Genomic DNA, 17,584 nt, shown 5'->3' on the forward strand with positions numbered 1-17,584 from the left:
CATTACTCGAAATCCTCGATCCCCGGAGTAAGCGATTGGTTAGCTTCGATGAGTGAAATGACAAGGGTCGTACCTATGTCTTTCATGGAACCCTTCCGCCTCGTCACGTCAACTGTCGAACGTGGTGCCCGGTGCCGGATGAGGACCACGCGGAGGGGTTGCCGGGTGGTGCTGTGTTGTGAATGACGTCCATGGCGGTGTTTCCTGTCTGGAACCTAGGGGGCCTCACATGATCGTGGGATTCGTTTGGAATCGCGTCGGTCGATGAGGGGTTGTACGTGAGCTGGGTGGTTCATTTGGCCGAGCGTTGTCCGACAGGTGCCTGCAAGGTGGTCGGGCGTGTTGCGGTGAGGGAGTCGAGTGCCTTAGTCAGCAAGGACCGCGCGTGGTCGGTGGTGATGATCCCGTTGAGCCAGCGGCCGGAGAGTCCTTCCACGAGGCTGGTGAGGATTTCAGCAGTGTCTGAGGCTTCGTCCTCGCTGATCCCTTCGCTTACACCCATGAGGGCGTGGGCGATTTCGCTGTTCCAATCCGCGGTAGTACGGGAAAGGGGTTCCGCCAGCTCCTGTTCGAAGATGGAGCAGGCTCGGAGTTCGTTCCACGCCACCGAATTACGGCGGACATCTGCGTCGTCCTTGATTTCGTCAAGGAGCAGGTGCCTGATGCGCCGGTCTCTGTCTTGGGGGTCAGGTGAGGTCGGGGCGTCGTCCTTGCCGACTTGCTTGTTGATGTGGTCAAGGGTCGCAGCCAGGAGGCCGGCCCGGTCGGTGAAGTGGTAGTAGAGAAGCCCGGGGGAGACTCCGGCTTCCTTTGCAACGTCGTTGACCCTCATTCCCCGGACACCGTTCCTGGCAATGCAGGTGGTGGCGGCCGTGAGGATCTTGGCTAGTTTGTCAGTCATGGTTTGACAGTAATACGTGCTCACCCCGCTCCTGTGCCGTCCCGGTCCGGACCGCGGGCGGTTCAGGCCAGATCCGGAGTGCTGCCAGGTAGCCGAGGGCCCCGATGATTGTGGACCCAAGGAAGCTGAGATCGATGCCGCCAGCGAGGTGCGAAAGCGGACCAGTGTAAAGGGATGTGTCCGTGGCCAGCAGGCCGAAAGCTGATCCGATGGCCCAAGGGATCACGGCCCGGAGGTTCCAACCGTTGTTGAACCAATACCGGCCGCGCGGTCCGTCGGCGCGGAAGAGTTGAAGGTCCGGGGCGTAGTAGTTGCCGCGTCGGGCAACCAGGAAGCCCAGGACGTTGATCGCCACCCAGGGGCCGGCGAAGCCGTTGAGTACAAGAGTCATTGCGGTGATGGAGTCCACCGCGTTGAACACGAAGACGCCAAGGTACAACAGTCCCACGGCGGCGACGGAGGTTATGAGTGTGGTGTGAATGCGGCGCAGCCGCGGGAAGAGAGCTTCGAGGTCCAGGCCACTGGCGTAGAGGTTGAGGACGCCCTGGCCGAGCCCGCCTGCCAAGGCGATGATGAGGATTGGCAGCAGGTACCACGCGGGTGCCGAGCGCACCAGGTCCGCGACGTAAGAGCCGCCGAGTTCCGGAATGGCCGAGGCTGTGAACGCGCCAAAAAGGGCTGTGACAAACAGGCCAAGGAACACGCCGAGGCAGGTAGCGCTAACCACGGACCGGTCTGGGTGTGCCTTCCTGGAGATGCGCCGGCTGTAGTCACCGAGCGTGGGTGCGTAGGATAGTGGGCCGCCGACCGAAATGACGGCGGACAATATCCAGGTAGGCCAGAAGTCGCCCAGAAGGTAGTCGGCATGCGAGGTGGGGCTGAACGTGGGAGCAAAAGCAACGACGCCGAGGATCAGCAGAACGCCAACCACCGGGGCGACAAACTTTTGCATGGCGACCACCGTGCCGTGTCCGAAGAGGGCAACCAATACGATTTCTACGGATATGACGGCGTAGCCAATCGCCAGCGTGGTGCCGTCAACGGGCACGCCCAGCAGCCGCTCAGCGGCGGCCACCAGAGCGTCGCCCGAGGTCCAAACGGCGATGGCTGCGTAGGCAAGGGCGAACAGCAGGGTCAGGGCCGAGCCGATCAGCCGTCCGCGGATGCCGAAGTGTGCCGCGCTCGAAACGGTGTTATTCGTCCCGGTCCGGGGCCCAAGCAAGGCCATCGGGGCGATCAAGGCCGTACCCACAATGAGACCCGTGAGGCTGGCCGAGGCCGCACCGGCGAAGTCCAGCCCGAAGGTAATGGGAAGCCAGCCGAAAACGATGACCGAGAAGGCGAAGTTTCCCCCGAAGAAGACAGTGAACAGGTTCCGGGGGCGGGAAGTGCGTTGTTCGTCGGGAATGAACTCAATACCGACTGACTCAATACGGCCGAAGCGGTCCTTGTGCGTGGACGCGGCACCTACAGAATCCGCGTCTTTGCGGAAGCGCGTGCTGAACATGAAAAGCCTTTCGTGAACTACATCACGTTGATGCATGGCCTTCACTATAGATCCTGACTGAATTTTCAGTCAAGACATTCGTTGGGTGAAGTCAGAATAGGGCGCGCCGGGGCAGGGTGTCCTTCCTGGATTTGCGCTCCACCGACGGTTACTTCTTGGCTGTTGCTGTGGCGCTTTTTTGTCGGGGGTAACCACACCTGGCATGTGCATCATGTGGCACCTTGCGCTACCTTCGGTTGCCGATCCCGGGCGCGGCCTTCGGACGAAGTTGCATCAGGCCGGCGACGGTCAGCCCAGCAGTGAGTGCAAGCGCCGCCACCCAGACAGTGAGGCCTGCGAAGTCGTGGATGGCCATCTGGGGAAGCCTTCGATCCGGCACGGCAATGACGCCGATGAACGCGCCGACGAGTCCGAAATAGCTGCCGGTCATGAACCGCTGATGCGCCCGAATGTTGGCTCTCCGAATGGACCACAAGCCCATGGTCAGCGTGCAAAACGTCAGGACAGAAAGCGCATGGAGCCAATTGAATCCTCCGTCAATGGTCCGGATCCCGAACGAGGAGAGGATGACGACGTACATGGCCACCGCCCAAATCCGGCCCAGGATCTTGTGCGCTGTGCTGCCTTTGTTGCGGCGGAGCAGGTTCAGGGCGCCGAAGATCAGGGCGTAGCCCGCTGCGATGGCGTGCAGGGCGATGAGGAAGGTCCACGGAGGCATAGGGCCAGCGTAGCGGGGCTAGGTAGTCCGAGGTGCGATCGTGAACAGACGCAGCCCGCAGTGTTTGAAGGGAATGGAACCCCACGCCCGGGCAGGGCGCGACCGCTTGCCGGTGCGCGCAAGGTGCGGGCTTTCACTACGATCCCGCCAGCTAGGCTCTAATCCATTGATTCAGCGCACCCCCGCTTATATCGTTAACTATCGTTAGGTATCGTTCGCGATCGACTGAGGTGAGCTTGATGCACAATTCATTTCCCGCAGGCGGATTCATGGGAAACAACCTCGATAGCATGTGGCAGGCCGTTGAGGAGTTCCGGTCCCGGTTCGACAAGCGCGCTGGGTCCCGTGCGGGCAGAGGCGAGTTACGCACGGCAATTCTGGTTCTGCTCTCCGAGAGGCCCATGCATGGTTATCAGATCATCCGTGAAATTGAGGAGCGCAGCGGAGGAAGCTGGAAGCCCAGCGCGGGCTCCGTCTACCCCACGCTGCAGTTACTGGCCGATGAAGGCTTTGTCAGCGCTGAGGAATCCAACGGACGCAAAATCTATTCACTCACAGAAGCGGGCCGGGAGGATGTTGCAAGCGCCGAAACGGCAGCACCCTGGGAGTCCGTGGGAAACACACCGGGCTTCGCCGCACTCCCCAAGGCAGGCATGGAGCTTGCCCAGGCAGCGGCCCAGGTGGGGCGAACCGGGACACCCAAGCAGGTGCAGGAGGCTGTGACGGTATTGGAAGACGCTCGTCGCCGGCTGTACTCGATCCTCGCCCAGGACTAACGGGTGACGTCGGTTCGGCGCGACCGGGCAATTCCAAGGCCTGGCGCGGGGGACGCCCGTGCCCGTTATCGTAGAATCCTGCGATTTGCAGCTTGGCACCTGGCAATGACGTGGTGGTTCGAGCTGTTCCTGCCTCGCGTGGGCCTGCGCAGACTGACTGAACGCAACCGCGCCCAAAGGATGAAGCGCTTCGCGCAGCGCTTCCATGGGCTCGCCGTCGAGCTCGGTGGCCTGATGATCAAGGTGGGCCAGTTCATGTCGTCCCGCCTTGACGTGCTGCCACCGGAAATCACCACCGAACTGGAAGGGCTCCAGGACGAGGTGCCACCGGTACCATTCCCTGCCATCCGCGCTCTTGCTGAGACCGAACTAGGCGCGGCCCTGGAAGCCGTGTTCGCTTCGATCGAGGAGACGCCGATCGCCGCGGCATCTCTCGGACAGGCCCACCGGGCGAAATTGCTCCCCGGCAACGCGGAGGACACTGGCCTTAGCAGCGTGGTTTTCAAAGTGCAGAGGCCGGGCATCGATACAATCGTGGACGTCGATCTGGCCGCCTTGCGGAAAGTGGGCGGCTGGCTCAGCCGCATCCGCATCGTCTCGAACCGCGCCGATGTACCGGCACTCATAAAAGAGTTTGCCCAGACCAGCCTTGAGGAAATCGACTACCTGAATGAGGCTGCAAATTCAGAGCGATTTGCTGCTGACTTCGCCGACGACGACCGCGTGACGGTACCGGGGGTCGTCTGGGAACGGACTACACGCCGTGTACTCACCCTGGAAGACGTCACAGCCATCAAGATCACGGATGCGGAGGCGCTTCGAATGGCGGGGATCGATCCTGCGGCGGTTGCCCCTGTTTTTGCGTCCGTGATGTTTGACCAGTTGTTCACCAACGGCTTCTTCCATGCCGATCCGCACCCCGGCAATATCTTTGTCACACCCTATGCCGGCTCGGCGGAACATCCATGGAAACTGACGTTCATCGATTTCGGGATGATGGGTGAAGTTCCTGCGAAGACCAGAAGCGGATTGCGAAAACTCCTGATCGCGGCTGCCTCGCGGGATGGGAAGGGCCTAGTGGCCGCTATCAGCGATGTCGGCGTACTGATGCCATCGGCTGACACCGCGGAGTTGGAGCGGGCCATGACGCAGCTCTTCGCGCGCTTTGGCGGCATGGGCTTCGCCGAACTTCGGGAAGTGGATCCGCGGGAGTTCCTCGATTTTGGGGCCGAGTTCGGCAACGTGATCAGATCCCTCCCGTTTCAGTTGCCGGAGAATTTCCTACTCATCATCCGTGCCATGTCGCTGACGTCGGGGGTGTGCAGCTCGCTGGACGCACGCTTCAACCTGTGGGACTCAGTGGAACCATACGCGGCGCAGTTGCTGCGCGATGAGCGTGGCAACCTCGTCAATGACCTTGCAGCTCAGGCGTTCGACGCCGCCGCGGTCGCCTTGCGCCTGCCGAAACGGCTGGACGGGCTGGTCACCAAACTCGAAGACGGCTCTCTGCAGGTATCCAACCGCCGCCTGGAACGACAAATGACCCGGCTTATCGTCTTGGCCAGGCGAGCAGTAGGTGCCCTGATCTTCGGAGCAATGTTGGTGGCTGGTTCTGTGATTCGAGCGGACGACTTGGTGCTGGGCAACGTGCTGATGATCGCGTCGGCGGTTCCTCTGCTGTATGGCTTGTGGTCGGGGCGCCGGAACTGGTGATAGAGCCGTCGTAGAATTGCCCTGTGACTGAGACCCCCGCCCCGCGTCCCGAGGCCACCGGCAACATGTCCGGCCCCATCCTGGTTGGCGTGATGCCCGGGCAACACCACGTCGTCGTGGAGCAGGCAGCACAGGTTGCCGCCACCGCGGGCCTTCCGCTGGTCTGCGCATATGCGGATGTCACTGTGTATCCCGTGGACGGAACTACCGGCGGGCCGGCAGCCCCGATTGATCCGGATGGCGTTGACGACGTCCAAGGGATCCCTGAATCACTGAAGGCGACCATCGCCGAACAACTGGCTGGCCGGGACGTCGAGTGGTCCATTGTGCCGCTGGCGGGTGAGCCCGCGCGCGCCTTGGCACGTGAGGCCGGGGATATTGGCGCTTCCATGATCGTGGTGGGCACGCGTGAGCATAAACTGACTGCCGCGCTCAAAGAGTTGACGGCGGGTTCCGTGGCCCGGCATCTTTTCCATCGCCAAGACGTGCCTGTGCTCGTTGTTCCCGTGAACCCCCGGGTCCCGGACGACGATGACGACGACTGAGGCAAAACGTCCAGTTCATCTTCAGTGGGGTTTCATCGGCATGGTGGCGGCCGGCGGGGTGTTCGGAGCGCTCGCGCGGTACGGCCTCGGACAGGTGATACCGGCGCCGGGGGCGTGGCCGCTTCCTATCTTGGTGATCAATCTTTCCGGCGCGCTGGCGCTAGGCGCCTTACTGGAAGGACTCTCCCGCAGAGGGCCCGACGTCGGCAGTCGCCGGGTTCTGCGGCTCGCGTTGGGTACGGGGTTCCTGGGCGCCTACACGACGTACAGTACCTTGGCTTTGGACGCAGTTCACCTGTTCACGGCGGATGAGGCACCTGGAGCCGCCGGGTACCTTGCCGCGAGCTTGCTCGGTGGAGCAGCGGCCACTACTGCGGGCATATGGTTGGGGGCCTGGCATCATCGCCGCGTAACTGGACGTCAGGCGTGACGGTCATACTCCTCGCGCTCGCGGGTGGAGCCGGCGCAGCGGTCAGGTTCGTTGTGGACGGTTTGATCAGGCAACGCCTCAAGACTGCCCTCCCGTGGGGAACCATCCTGATCAATGTTTCAGGTTCCTTGGCGCTCGGGTTCCTTGCCGGACTGGTGATGCGTGGCCAAGCGCCCGAGTCCGTGTTCATGATCCTGGGGACAGGCTTTTTGGGCGGATACACCACCTTCAGCACGGCCAGCCTGGAAACCATCCGGCTGGTCCAAAGTGGAAGGACGGGCCTGGCACTTATCAACGGATTGGGATCCATGGCGGCCAGCGTTCTTTCCGCTGCGGCCGGGGTAGGAATCAGCTTTTTGCTGCCTTGAACAGTGGCGAACCTCACCAGCCGGAGTGTCATGGCCCGGCTGTAGGATCGAGCCATGGCTAAGAAGACTTTCAATGAGCTGTTGTCCGCCCAGGTCGCCAATGAGTTTGCGGCCTCCCAGCAATACATCGCAGTAGCTGTGTACTTTGACGGCGAGGATCTGCCGCAGCTGGCCCGTCACTTCTACCGCCAGTCCCTGGAAGAGCGCAACCACGCCATGATGATGGTCCAGTACATGCTGGACCGCAATGTCCACGTGGACATCCCAGGCATCGCCCCGGTACGCAACAACTTCACCAATGCCAAGGAACCCATCGCGCTTGCCTTGGAGCAGGAAAAGGAAGTCACCCGGAACATTGAGGAGATGTTCCGGGTTGCCCGTGCAGAGGGTGATGCCTTGGGTGAGCAGTTCATGCTGTGGTTCCTGAAGGAGCAGGTTGAAGAAGTCGCTTCCATGACTACCCTGCTGAACATCACCGAACGGGCAGAGAACCTCTTCGACATCGAGAACTACGTCGCCCGCGAAGCCGTAGGAGACGGCGGCCATGACTCCAGCGCTCCATCCGCCGCCGGCGGCGTCATCTAACCGCCGTCTTCAGGCCGCATATCGCAAGGGGCCTCCTGAGGGTAGGCGTCACAACCAGCCTTTGCGTTTGAAGATGACGTACATGAGCAAGGCGGCGCCGAACATAAGGCCGACTGCCAAGGGATAGCCGAAGTCCCAATGCAGCTCCGGCATATGGTCGAAGTTCATTCCGTAGACGCCCGCCACGAAAGATGGAGCGAAGAGGATGGCGGCCCAGGACGAGATCTTCTTGACCTGCTCGTTTTGGGCGGCGCTGGCCTCGTTCTGGCGATTGGCGGTCAGCGTGCCATCGAGGGTGAGGGCGTTCTGAAGGAGGTCCCTGAACGAGTTTGCCCTGGAGATCACCCGCTGGACGTGGTCCTCGACGTCACGGAGGGAGCGCTGCAGCTCAATGTCCACGCCGTACTTTTCGAAGCCCTTCTCCAGCAGTACCATCATGTCCGGCAGGGGATGGATGGCCCGCTGGAACTGGATGACTTCGCGGGCGAGCTCATAGATACGGCGTGAGACGGCGCTGTCACCACTGAAGAGCTGGTCTTCAATTTCGTCGATGTCGTTTTCCAGGCCTGCAACCACTGGGGCATAGTCGTCCACTACTTGGTCCAGGAGGGCGTACAGCACGGCCTCCGGTCCATGCCGGAGGAGGTCCGGGCGTTCCTCGAGCCGCTTGCGCACTCGGGCCACGCCACCGGTTTCTGCATGCCGGATGGTCACCACGAAGTTCGGTCCGGTGAAGATGTGGAGTTCGCCGAACTCAACGGTTTCGGTTTCGTCCAAGTACCGGGCCGGCCGCAGGACCGTAAACAGATTGTGGTCGTAGCGCTCCAGTTTTGGCCGCTGGTGCGCAGAGACCGCGTCCTCTACAGCGAGTTCATGGAGTCCGAATTCCTGGGCGACTGCTGCCATCTCGTCCTTGGTGGGGCGGTACAGCCCAATCCAGGCCATGCCGCCATGTTCCGAGAGCGTCTCAAACGTCTGTTCGAGGTTGTGCGGGGTGGCGGTGCGGACGCCGTCTACATATACGGCGTTGTCAATAATGGTCACTGGTTGAACGCTACTGCATGGCTCCGATGATGGCGCCCGCGATGGTCATAGCCACGATGTCGTGGCCGGAGTCGATAACGGTCACTGCGGATGGGCGCCCGGCAAAGCCGTTGTGAATGACGTGACCGCCGGCACGGAATATGAGGGCAAGGATCAGCGCGAAGAAACCGCCGGCAAGGAAGGTGTTGAGGTCCAGTGCGCTGATGAGGACAGCGAGGAGGATGCTGGTCAGGGCCGCTGCCACCATCATGGGAACCCAAATGCCGGCGCCGCCTTCAATGTTTTTGAGGTCGTCTTCGGTCTTGCCGATAGCCTGCATCCACCTGCGACCAAGCACAGCCGGCATGTACCAGACGAAGCCGATCACCATGCTTGAAACGAAGGCCAGAAGTACGGCAAGCCAGTTGATCTGGGAAATGTGTGAGAGCCAATCCATGCCTAGATCCTAGTCCGTTCAGACCCCCGACCCGGCGCTCCGGCCCTCCTGCCTTGACCGTGTTGGTGCTGTTGCCATCCTCCCGATGAGCGGCTCAGTGCGGTATGGGATATGGGTGTGCAGGGCCAGCACTGTTTCGGTCCTGATGACTCCCTTGGTGCGGAGCACTGAGCGCAAGGCTGACTGCAGGTTGTGCGTATCCGTCGCCACCACCCGGCACCACAGATCGCCGCGTCCGGAAATTTCATGAACCTCCAACACCTGGGGGATCAGGCGCAAGGCGCCAATGACGCCGTCGAGTTCCCGGTGGGTGACTTCAATGGTGACGAAAGCGACGACGTCGTACCCCACCTTTTCGAGGTCCACTTCCCGCCCGGCTGCCTGCAGCACGCCGGAACGGAGAAGGCGCTTGACCCTGCTTTGGGCCGTGTTACGCGCTATGCCCAATTCGTCACTCAACTCGGCGATCTGGATGCGAGGATCCTTGATGAGTTCCAGGAGGATCTTCAGGTCCATGGGGTCAAGGGTGTTCAAATGGTCACTCCAGCTCACTTGGCTCGTATTACTTTGAGTGTTTTGCTCAATCTTTGCATTCATATGGTTCTCTGAGATCAGCGCTACTGCATTCTATTGCCATCAATACTTAGCCGGGTTGCACTTCCCACAAGGAAACCAAGAGCCGGCAACCGAGTCCGAGGGCATGAAAATGACTGTCTTGAGCGAACTCCGCATGCGTCCGGCCACCGCCGAACGCTGGGGATGGGATGCCTCCACCACCGCCAGGCTCGTCCTGGCCGGGGTTGTGATCTTTACGTTGTTGGTTGGTGCCAACCTCGCCACGCCCCTTTATCCTTTGCTTCAAGCCAGGCTCGGTATGTCTTCGCTGGGCGTGACTGTCGCCTTTTCGAGTTACGTCCTTGCCCTCGTAGCCGTTCTCATGGTGGCGGGTCATTGGTCGGACCACATCGGGCGAAGGGCTGCGCTGGTGCTGGCCGTCCTCGTCGGTTTGGCGGGTGGCGTGATCTTTGCGAATGCGGATTCGCTTGTTTCGTTGGCCCTGGGCCGGGCGCTGCAAGGTGTGGCTGTTGGACTCGCCACCGGGGCCAGCTCCGCGGCCCTGCGCGAACTGTTGCCCCAGCGGCCCGACTGGGCGTCCCGCTTTACGCTCCTTTCCTCTGCTGGAGGCGTGGCCGCAGGCCCTGCAATCGGCGGCCTCTTGTCGCTTTTGCCGGACCCCACACGCACCCCGTACTACATCCACTCAGCCGTGTTGCTTGCCGCGCTCATTCCCCTGTGGCTGCTGAAAGCCAGGCCCGCCATCGCGCCGGCGGAAGGGCCGAAGCCACTCAAGGTCCTCGCCCCGAGGAAGCCGTCTATCTCCCATGAGGCCCGCGGAGCGTTCTGGATGGCGGCGGCCACCGGGTTCCTGAGTTTCGCGGTGTTCGGCTTTTGCCTGTCTTTGGCACCTGGGTATTTCGCCAGCGTGGTCCACGCCGATTCCAGGCCCCTGATCGGATTGCTTGCCGGCGTCACTTTGGGTGCCTCAGCCCTGAGCCAGCTGTTGGGTGCGCGCGGACGCTTCGTTGTCCCTGTGGCACTTGCTGTGCTGGGTGTCTCGGTGGTTCTTGTGGGGGCGGCCGCAGCGTGGTCCAGCCCTTGGCTGCTGGTGGCTGCCAGCCTCACTGCAGGAGTGGGCCAAGGGATCGCTTTCCGGCAGGTATTCAACGAGGTTGCCGGGAAGGTGGAAGCCGCCCGCCATGCCCAAGTCATCAGCACGGTCTACGTCATCACCTACCTGGGCAGTGCTGTTCCGGTGATTGGGCTGGGACTGGCTGTCTCGGCACTCGGCCTGCAGGCCGCCGTCGTGGGATTCACCGCACTGTGCGGCCTGGCTGCGCTGACGCTCGCGGGCGTGTCACTTCGGAGCTCACTGCGTTCCTGACCTTCGCCGCTCAGTCCGGCAGCGGCCCGCGGTTTCCCGGGATGTGCTGGAAGACCATTGTGGTTTCCGTGTGGCCGACGACGGGGTCGGTAGCGAGGTTGTCCAGGAGCCAGTTGCGGAGGTCATCAGTATTGGCGACGGCGATGTGCAGCAGATAGTCCACTGAACCGGTGGTGTGGAAGGTGGAGATGACCGCCGGAAGCTTGGGAACACGTGCTGTGAAGCGATCGATCTGGTCGCGGTCGTGTGCTCGAAGGCGAACAGCAATGAGGGCTTGCACCGACCGACCGATAGCAGGCAGGCTCAGGACCGCTTCGAAGCCCTCGATGATTCCGCGGTCGGACAACGCCCTGGTCCGCATCAGGGCCGTGGAGGGGGCGATCCCCACGAGCTCAGCCAACTGCTTGTTGGAGATACGGGCATCGTCCACCAACGCTGCGAGGATTCGTTCATCGATCGCGTCCAGCGGCTCTGCGCTGCCCGTGCTTGACCGAACATTCTTCGTGGGGTTGCTCACGGATCCTCCTGAAATTGCCTTTCGTCCATCCTAATCCGTGAATTCTTCAGGAGACTATCGTTTCCCGGGCGTCCTGCGGTCCCTTCGCCGGTCCAGCCGTTGGAGAGGCTCACTGAGCAGCATCAACAGCAGGGGCAGGTTTCCCGCGCCCGGAATGGCAAGGGCCATAACCAGGGCCGCAAGGAAGAGTCCGGCAACGATTGCACCGGCCCTGATTCCGGAGTTCACCTCAACTGCCGCCAAGTCGTGAAGGTCGGTATGGGACCGCAGGTAAATGCGCGCCAGCAAGAGCATCAGGCTGGTGGCGAACAGCGTTCCTATGTAGACAAGGGGCTGGGCCCAGTCAGACTGCATCTGGGTGGACAGGGATGTAGCTACGGGCATCACCACAATGGTGAACATCCAAGCCACCGTCAACCACAACAAGCCCGAGTCAACGCTCTTGACGCTGCGGAAAAGCTTGTGGTGGTGCACCCAGAAAACCGCGATGAGGACGAAGCTCAGGACAAAGCCGAGGAGGGCGTACTGTTCCTCCGCCAACCACTCAGCCGTGGTCCCGTGGTGATCCGCCAGTTCACCCACGCTTTCCATGAGCGGAAGGATCAACAATGTCAACGCAATCGCCACCACGGCATCCGTAAACGCCTGCAAACGCTCCGGCGACGACAGCTCCCGGCTTTTCGTGACCTGTGTCATGCCTCCGATTGTAGGGGCAGCCCGGCTGAAATCAGCGCGAGTGGCGTGAGGGGCGGTGCACTACCAAGGTGACTGCCGCCGTCGTGATTGATAGGGCAATGACGCTCAACGCCAAAACAGGCCAGCCGAACGCTTGAAAGGCGAGTCCTCCGGCCCAGCCAATGATGCTGGAACCCAGGTAGTAGGACAGGTTGTACAGCGATGCTGCTTGGGCGCGTCCTGTTGTGGCGATGGCTCCTGTCCATCCTGAACCAACGCTGTGGGCGGCAAAGAAGCCGCCCGTGAAGATCACCAGGCCCGCCAAGGTTGCTACCAGGTTCTCCATCAGAGTTAGCGCCAGCCCGGCGGACATGACACCGATGCCGGCCACCAGCACGTTCCGCCTGCCAAACCTGGTGGTCAGTCCTGCGGCCCATCGTGAGCTCACGGTCCCTGACAAGTACGCCAGGAAGATGAGGCTGACCAAGGTGGCGGGGAGACTGAACGGCTCGGCATGCAATCGGAAGCCGAGGTAGTTGTAAACGGCAACGAAGCCGCCCATCAGCAGGAACGCCTGCAAGTACAACGACAACAGTTTCGGGTTGCGGGAATGGCCGCCCAAGGTCCGCAGGGCTCCGCGAAAGCCGAGGGCCGGGGTCGGACTAAAACGCTGTTGCTTGGGAACAAGCACCACGAACAAAACGGCGGCTACTGTGGCGAGCAAGGAGACAGCCAAGGCGGCGGCGCGCCATCCCCACAGTTCACCAACGGGGCCCGCTACCAGGCGTCCGGCGAGTCCTCCCAAGGTAGTTCCGGCAACGTAGCTACCGGCCGCCAGGGCCGTGTGGATTTTAGTGACTTCCTCGTTCAGGTAGGCAATAGCGATTGCGGGGATGCCGCCCAACGCCATACCTTCAAGCATCCGCAGTCCCAGCAGGAGCGGAACTGTAGGGGCCAGGGGAACCAAGAGGCCCAGCACCGTTGCGGCGGCGATGCCGATGGCCATGGCACGCACCCGGCCAATCCTGTCGGCTACGAAGGACCACGGCAGCACTGTGGCGGCTAGACCAACGGTAGCGAGGGAGATGCTGAGGGCAGCTTCTGCTGCCGTGATCTGAAGGTCGGCAGCCATGAGAGGCAGCACGGCCTGGGTGGAGTACAGCTGGGCGAAGGTGGCGACGCCCGCCAGCGCCAGGGCGGCGAGTACGCGACTGTAGCCACGGGAGCCTTTGACGTGCCCGTCCCATATTTCAACGCTGCCCATAGTGATTGCTTTACTCACCCGGCCAGATTAGGTCGCGCTCCACTGTGCTTTCCAATGCATAGGTTGCTTACTATTGATGCACCAATGCATGAATGACTTTGCCAGCGAAGGAGCCTCGTGGAACCGGATCATCAGCAGCTCGTCCAACTCCTTCCGCTTCTGCCAGTTCTGGCTGAACTCGGCCGCACGGAACACATGACGGAAACCGCTGAGATCCTCGGCGTTCCACAGTCCACCGTGAGCCGCGCTGTGGCCCGTGCCAGTGCCATAGTCGGTATGGACCTTCTGATCCGCGACGGTCGCGGCATCCGGCTGACACCCGCGGCGAGGACCCTCCTGCCCTATATCGAGGCGGCGTTGGAGGATTTTCAGGCCGGGCTGGACAGGGTCAGGCACGAGTCGGACGTGGTCCGGGGGCGCATCGGTATTTCCTTCCAGCACACGTTTGGAGAAGCGACGCTGCCGTTGCTCATCAGTGCGTTTCGCGGCCGGCACCCGCATACGGTGTTCGAACTCTGGCAGGGCCCGCGGGACGATTGCCTGAAGCACTTGGCCAGCGGTGATATGGACTTCGCGTTGACGGCACCCATTGCGCCGGAGGGGCGGGGCATTCACGCTCTGCCGTTGTACCGCGAGCCGTTGCGCGCAGTGCTGCACTACCGGCACCCCTTGGCTGGACGGTCCAGAGTCCACCTCTCCGAGCTACGGCACGACCCCTACATCACGCTTCCGGAGGGGGTGGGCCTGCGGGCGCTGGGGGAGGCGCTCCTGCGGGAAGCCGGATTCCGGCCCCGGATCGCTTTTGAAGTCCAAGAGTCCACCTCCGCCCGTGGACTGGTCTCCGCCGGGTTGGGGTTCAGCATCCTGCCGCCAGCGGGACCCGGCTCAGGGACAGGCCAGTTCCTCCCGAAAGCTGAACTTGGGCTCGTGGAAGTGGCCATCGAATCGGACCTGGCGTTCCGGCAGATCGGCATCACCTGGCGGGAGCGAAGCTTCGAGCCGGACGCTGTCAGGCTGTTCCGGGAACTCGTGGTCTCCGAGGGCGGAGAGTTGCTCGCCGAACTTGTCAGAGCCCGTTCAGGAACTCCCTGACGACGTCCTTCGCGGAACCTTCCCGGGCCTGCTGCCAGCCAGTCCCTGCCCACAGGTTGAGGCGGTGGGGATCTCCGGCTGCGGATGACGCGGCCCGGACGGGGCTGGTGAGGTGGTGGATGGCCGGATAGCCCTCCGGCGCGTCCCGATGAGCCCGGACGAATTCGTTCACCAGCGAACGTGCCCATCGTCCCGTGAATGCCCGGGTCATTGCCGTTTCCCTAAATGCCGGATCACCCAAGGCGTCCTTGTGTGGCTTCCGGGCGCCGCTTTCGTCGGTGCGAACCAACGCCGTGCCGACTTGGGCGGCCACCGCACCGGCTGCCAGCACTTCACGAAGCGCTGCGTTGTCCATGATCGCGCCTGCCGCTATCAGCGGAAGTCCGACGGCGGCACGCACCTTGGTGACCAGTTCCGCCGTCGTATGGGCTGCAGGTCCCCGGCTGCCAGGCAGGAACGCCGCAGTGTGTCCGCCTGCCGAGCTGTGCTGGACAGCGATGGCGTCCGGCCCCTCCTCCGCAGCAGCAAGAGCTTCCTCGACACTGGTGACGCTGGAGATAACAGTGGTGCCGGCCTTTTGCAGCGCCTTGACCAGCGACCTTCCGGGAAGGCCAAACGCAAAACTCACAAACTCGACGGGGTCAGCCAAAAGGGCATCGATCTTGTCCTGCCATGCGTCGTCGTCATCGAGCCGAAGGCCAGGTAGCGTCACGCCGTAGCGGGCGGCCTCGGGCTCCAGCTCGGCCCGATACGCCTCAAGACGCGCCCGTGCTTCAGGGCCAGGCGGGAGCTGAGCCGGGTCCGGTACGAACAAGTTCATGCCAAACGGGACGTTGAGTACCCGCGTGGCGGCCATTTCGGCAGTCATGGCTTCGGGGCTCTTGTAGCCGGCTGCGATGAAACCCAGCCCACCACCCTCATGAACTGCTTGCACCAACTCTGGCGTGGACGTTCCCCCGGCCATGGGGGCTGCAATAAACGGTGTAGCAAACAGGGGTTCGGGCATGTGCGGTTTCTCCTCCGGGCGCTCCAAGCTAGTCTTTCACGGTGAACAATCCTGACTCTGCCCAGCATTCCCACGCCCATCCGGAAGCCGTGAGCGGCACCGTCATCGGGCTCGACATCGGCGGCACGAAAACCCGTGGCGTGCGATTCGACAACGGGGCGGCGGTCCGTGATGAGACCGCCGGCAGCTCCAACGTCCAGAATGTCAGCCGTGAGGTGGCCGCGGCCAACCTTGCTGAGTTGTTCGGCAAGATCGGAGGCGGCCACGTTGACGAGGTGTACGCCGGTGCAGGTGGGATCGATACCGATGAGGATGCCCAGGCGCTCGCCGACCTCATAGCACCCCATGCGTCCGGTGCGCGCATCACGGTGGTTCACGATTCCCGCCTGCTGCTGGCAGCCGGGGGAGCGAGCGCAGGCGTCGCAGTAATTGCCGGCACCGGCTCAGCCGCGTGGGGAAAGAACGACGCCGGCGAGGAAGCCCGGGCGGGTGGCTGGGGCTATCTCCTGGGTGACGAAGGAAGTGGCTACTGGCTGGGTCGCGAGGCAGTCCGCCACAGCCTGCGCCGGATGAATCAAGGGCTGCAGCCCGATCAGCTCAGCCGTGCACTGTTGGCCTCGTGCGGTGTGGAGGAACCAGGGAAGCTGATTGCCCTGTTCCACTCGCCGGACACCGGCCGCCGCTACTGGGCGCAGCAGGCCCGGCTGGTAGTGGAGGCTGCCGACGCAGGTGACGAAACAAGCAGGGCATTAGTGGAGCAAGCGGGCCGCGACCTGGCGGACCTCGCCGAACAAGCGGTTCGTCAGCTGGGCCTCGACGGTCCGGTGATCCTCGGCAGCGGGCTCGGCATGAACGTCCCGCGGCTTCAGGAAGCGTTCAAATCCAAGCTGGCCGAAAGTGGCATCACTGATGTGCGCATTCTTCAGCAGGATCCGGTGTTCGGCGTCCCACGGCTCGTAGCGGAGCAGCGGGCCTAGCAGTACAGAGTGTGCCTAGCCGCGCGTGCGGGGGCGCAGTTTGACGCCCGGAAGCGGCGGAGCGGGAATGCGGCCAGCTTCCGGCCCTGCATCGGGCCCATGGCCGGGGACAAAGCCGAAGCGCGAGGTGGCGGCAGCGTCGTCGTCGAGCAATCCTTCGGCTTCCCATTCCTCGCGCGCCTTTTCCACGTCCTCGTGTGTCCGGCCTACGAAGTTCCACCACATGAGCAGGTCTTCGCCGAACGGTTCGCCCCCAAGGAGCATGAAACGGGTGTCCGGCTGCGCGTCGACGGCAAGGCTGGACCTGCCGGCGCCCAAGTAGGCCAGAGGCCCGGCGTCGATGTCCTGGCCGTCGATGACAACGTGGCCATCCAGGACCAGCACGGCATGTTCATAGTCCGGGCGCAGCGGCAACTCAAGCAAGCCGGTGCCGGTGATATCGGCTCCAACAATCGGGCTGAACATCGTGGCGGGGGAGCGCTGCCCGGCGAATTCTCCCACCATCACCGTTGCGGTAAAGCCCTCGCCCACTGCCACCGGCAGGTCCCGGATCTGTTCGAATGACGGCGCGCGGTGACGGTGCTCCTCGGGCAGGGCTACCCACAATTGGAGTCCGCGTGAGACGGGAATTTCCGCCACCAGTGGACTTGACCCAGCCTCGGTGGTGGCAGGGAGGACGGAGAACTCCGAGTGGGAAATCCCGTGGCCCGCGGTCATGATGTTCAGCTCACCCGGCCGGACCACCACATCGCTGCCCACACTGTCGCGGTGCCGCACGGCGCCTTCCATGGGCCAAGTGACCGTTTGGAGCCCGCAATGCGGATGGGGGAGGACACTCATGGCCACCCGGTCCGGCCCGAAGCTGTCCAGGAAACACCAGGCACCCACGGTCGGCAGTCCCCGCTGGGGCAGCGTCCTCATGACGTTCATGGCCCGTACGCCACCCAAAGGAACTTCACGTTCGGGCCACAGCTGAACGCATGGACCTTGACCTTCCGGCGCCGCGGGGCATACTTCCTGTGCTGGGGAAGTATCAAGATTGGTCATGTGATCATCGCCTGTGCATAAATGTTGGAAATTGAGCTAAT

General features: G+C 62.6%; 20 protein-coding genes. 9 read left to right on the forward strand and 11 right to left on the reverse strand.

Features of this window, described 5'->3' with window-relative positions:
• Positions 1 to 292: 292 nt before the first annotated feature.
• The 3 genes from AC0J5Z_RS09305 to AC0J5Z_RS09315 all read right to left on the reverse strand — a co-directional run bounded on the left by AC0J5Z_RS09305 (position 293) and on the right by AC0J5Z_RS09315 (position 3,126).
• Positions 293 to 901, reverse strand: coding sequence for a TetR/AcrR family transcriptional regulator (locus AC0J5Z_RS09305; RefSeq protein ID WP_475038799.1), 609 nt, complete (start codon positions 899 to 901; stop codon positions 293 to 295).
• The gene (locus AC0J5Z_RS09310) at positions 894 to 2,444 is read right to left on the reverse strand and encodes a purine-cytosine permease family protein (RefSeq protein ID WP_475038800.1); all 1,551 of its coding nucleotides are present in this window, start codon (positions 2,442 to 2,444) and stop codon (positions 894 to 896) included. The genes AC0J5Z_RS09305 and AC0J5Z_RS09310 overlap by 8 nt, the downstream gene beginning before the upstream one ends.
• Before the next feature lie 190 nt (positions 2,445 to 2,634).
• Entirely contained in the window at positions 2,635 to 3,126 is a 492-nt protein-coding gene (locus AC0J5Z_RS09315; protein WP_475038801.1) for a DUF2306 domain-containing protein, read from the reverse strand.
• 239 nt (positions 3,127 to 3,365) lie between these two features.
• Between AC0J5Z_RS09315 and AC0J5Z_RS09320 the strand changes: the two genes are divergently transcribed.
• Genes AC0J5Z_RS09320 through AC0J5Z_RS09345 form a run of 6 tightly spaced genes read left to right on the forward strand, consistent with a single transcriptional unit; the run spans position 3,366 to position 7,543 of the window.
• Complete coding sequence (locus AC0J5Z_RS09320; RefSeq protein ID WP_475038802.1) at positions 3,366 to 3,902, forward strand: PadR family transcriptional regulator; 537 nt, start codon at positions 3,366 to 3,368, stop codon at positions 3,900 to 3,902.
• A gap of 3 nt (positions 3,903 to 3,905) precedes the next feature.
• The gene (locus tag AC0J5Z_RS09325; protein ID WP_475038803.1) at positions 3,906 to 5,615 is read left to right on the forward strand and encodes an ABC1 kinase family protein; all 1,710 of its coding nucleotides are present in this window, start codon (positions 3,906 to 3,908) and stop codon (positions 5,613 to 5,615) included.
• 23 nt (positions 5,616 to 5,638) lie between these two features.
• Positions 5,639 to 6,160, forward strand: coding sequence for a universal stress protein (locus AC0J5Z_RS09330; protein WP_475038804.1), 522 nt, complete (start codon positions 5,639 to 5,641; stop codon positions 6,158 to 6,160).
• Complete coding sequence (locus AC0J5Z_RS09335; protein ID WP_475038805.1) at positions 6,147 to 6,590, forward strand: fluoride efflux transporter FluC; 444 nt, start codon at positions 6,147 to 6,149, stop codon at positions 6,588 to 6,590. The genes AC0J5Z_RS09330 and AC0J5Z_RS09335 overlap by 14 nt, the downstream gene beginning before the upstream one ends.
• On the forward strand, positions 6,587 to 6,958 hold the full coding sequence (gene crcB / locus AC0J5Z_RS09340) for a fluoride efflux transporter CrcB (protein ID WP_475038806.1): 372 nt from the start codon (positions 6,587 to 6,589) through the stop codon (positions 6,956 to 6,958). Before AC0J5Z_RS09335 ends, crcB begins: the two co-directional genes overlap by 4 nt.
• 54 nt (positions 6,959 to 7,012) lie before the next feature.
• Positions 7,013 to 7,543, forward strand: coding sequence for a ferritin (locus AC0J5Z_RS09345; protein WP_475038807.1), 531 nt, complete (start codon positions 7,013 to 7,015; stop codon positions 7,541 to 7,543).
• Between the two features lie 48 nt (positions 7,544 to 7,591).
• On the opposite strand, the gene corA is transcribed toward AC0J5Z_RS09345, so the two are convergent.
• Genes corA through AC0J5Z_RS09360 form a run of 3 tightly spaced genes read right to left on the reverse strand, consistent with a single transcriptional unit; the run spans position 7,592 to position 9,557 of the window.
• The gene (corA, locus tag AC0J5Z_RS09350; protein WP_475038808.1) at positions 7,592 to 8,587 is read right to left on the reverse strand and encodes a magnesium/cobalt transporter CorA; all 996 of its coding nucleotides are present in this window, start codon (positions 8,585 to 8,587) and stop codon (positions 7,592 to 7,594) included.
• Positions 8,588 to 8,597: 10 nt separating this feature from the next.
• Entirely contained in the window at positions 8,598 to 9,023 is a 426-nt protein-coding gene (locus tag AC0J5Z_RS09355; RefSeq protein WP_475038809.1) for a DUF1761 domain-containing protein, read from the reverse strand.
• An 18-nt stretch (positions 9,024 to 9,041) separates the two neighbouring features.
• Complete coding sequence (locus AC0J5Z_RS09360; RefSeq protein WP_475038810.1) at positions 9,042 to 9,557, reverse strand: Lrp/AsnC family transcriptional regulator; 516 nt, start codon at positions 9,555 to 9,557, stop codon at positions 9,042 to 9,044.
• A gap of 172 nt (positions 9,558 to 9,729) precedes the next feature.
• Between AC0J5Z_RS09360 and AC0J5Z_RS09365 the strand changes: the two genes are divergently transcribed.
• Positions 9,730 to 10,965, forward strand: coding sequence for an MFS transporter (locus tag AC0J5Z_RS09365; protein ID WP_475038811.1), 1,236 nt, complete (start codon positions 9,730 to 9,732; stop codon positions 10,963 to 10,965).
• Positions 10,966 to 10,975: 10 nt separating this feature from the next.
• Here AC0J5Z_RS09365 and AC0J5Z_RS09370 read toward each other — a convergent pair whose 3' ends face one another.
• Genes AC0J5Z_RS09370 through AC0J5Z_RS09380 form a run of 3 tightly spaced genes read right to left on the reverse strand, consistent with a single transcriptional unit; the run spans position 10,976 to position 13,421 of the window.
• Positions 10,976 to 11,482 carry an Lrp/AsnC family transcriptional regulator gene (locus tag AC0J5Z_RS09370; RefSeq protein ID WP_475038812.1) on the reverse strand — a complete coding sequence of 169 codons (507 nt, stop codon included), beginning with the start codon at positions 11,480 to 11,482 and terminating at the stop codon, positions 10,976 to 10,978.
• A 54-nt stretch (positions 11,483 to 11,536) separates the two neighbouring features.
• On the reverse strand, positions 11,537 to 12,178 hold the full coding sequence (locus AC0J5Z_RS09375; protein ID WP_475038813.1) for a TMEM175 family protein: 642 nt from the start codon (positions 12,176 to 12,178) through the stop codon (positions 11,537 to 11,539).
• A gap of 31 nt (positions 12,179 to 12,209) precedes the next feature.
• Entirely contained in the window at positions 12,210 to 13,421 is a 1,212-nt protein-coding gene (locus tag AC0J5Z_RS09380) for an MFS transporter (protein WP_475039643.1), read from the reverse strand.
• Between the two features lie 117 nt (positions 13,422 to 13,538).
• Here AC0J5Z_RS09380 and AC0J5Z_RS09385 point away from each other — a divergent pair, with 117 nt between their 5' ends.
• Positions 13,539 to 14,513, forward strand: coding sequence for a LysR family transcriptional regulator (locus AC0J5Z_RS09385; protein ID WP_475038814.1), 975 nt, complete (start codon positions 13,539 to 13,541; stop codon positions 14,511 to 14,513).
• Here the strand turns inward: AC0J5Z_RS09385 and AC0J5Z_RS09390 are convergent.
• Positions 14,488 to 15,519, reverse strand: coding sequence for a nitronate monooxygenase (locus AC0J5Z_RS09390; RefSeq protein ID WP_475038815.1), 1,032 nt, complete (start codon positions 15,517 to 15,519; stop codon positions 14,488 to 14,490). The two genes, AC0J5Z_RS09385 and AC0J5Z_RS09390, sit on opposite strands and share 26 nt — an antisense overlap.
• 41 nt (positions 15,520 to 15,560) lie before the next feature.
• Between AC0J5Z_RS09390 and AC0J5Z_RS09395 the strand changes: the two genes are divergently transcribed.
• Positions 15,561 to 16,496 carry an N-acetylglucosamine kinase gene (locus AC0J5Z_RS09395; RefSeq protein ID WP_475038816.1) on the forward strand — a complete coding sequence of 312 codons (936 nt, stop codon included), beginning with the start codon at positions 15,561 to 15,563 and terminating at the stop codon, positions 16,494 to 16,496.
• A gap of 15 nt (positions 16,497 to 16,511) precedes the next feature.
• Here AC0J5Z_RS09395 and AC0J5Z_RS09400 read toward each other — a convergent pair whose 3' ends face one another.
• The gene (locus AC0J5Z_RS09400) at positions 16,512 to 17,543 is read right to left on the reverse strand and encodes a pirin family protein (protein ID WP_475038817.1); all 1,032 of its coding nucleotides are present in this window, start codon (positions 17,541 to 17,543) and stop codon (positions 16,512 to 16,514) included.
• Positions 17,544 to 17,584: the final 41 nt, after the last annotated feature.

This window comes from Paenarthrobacter sp. TRD_SC_7 (genome assembly GCF_056156245.1).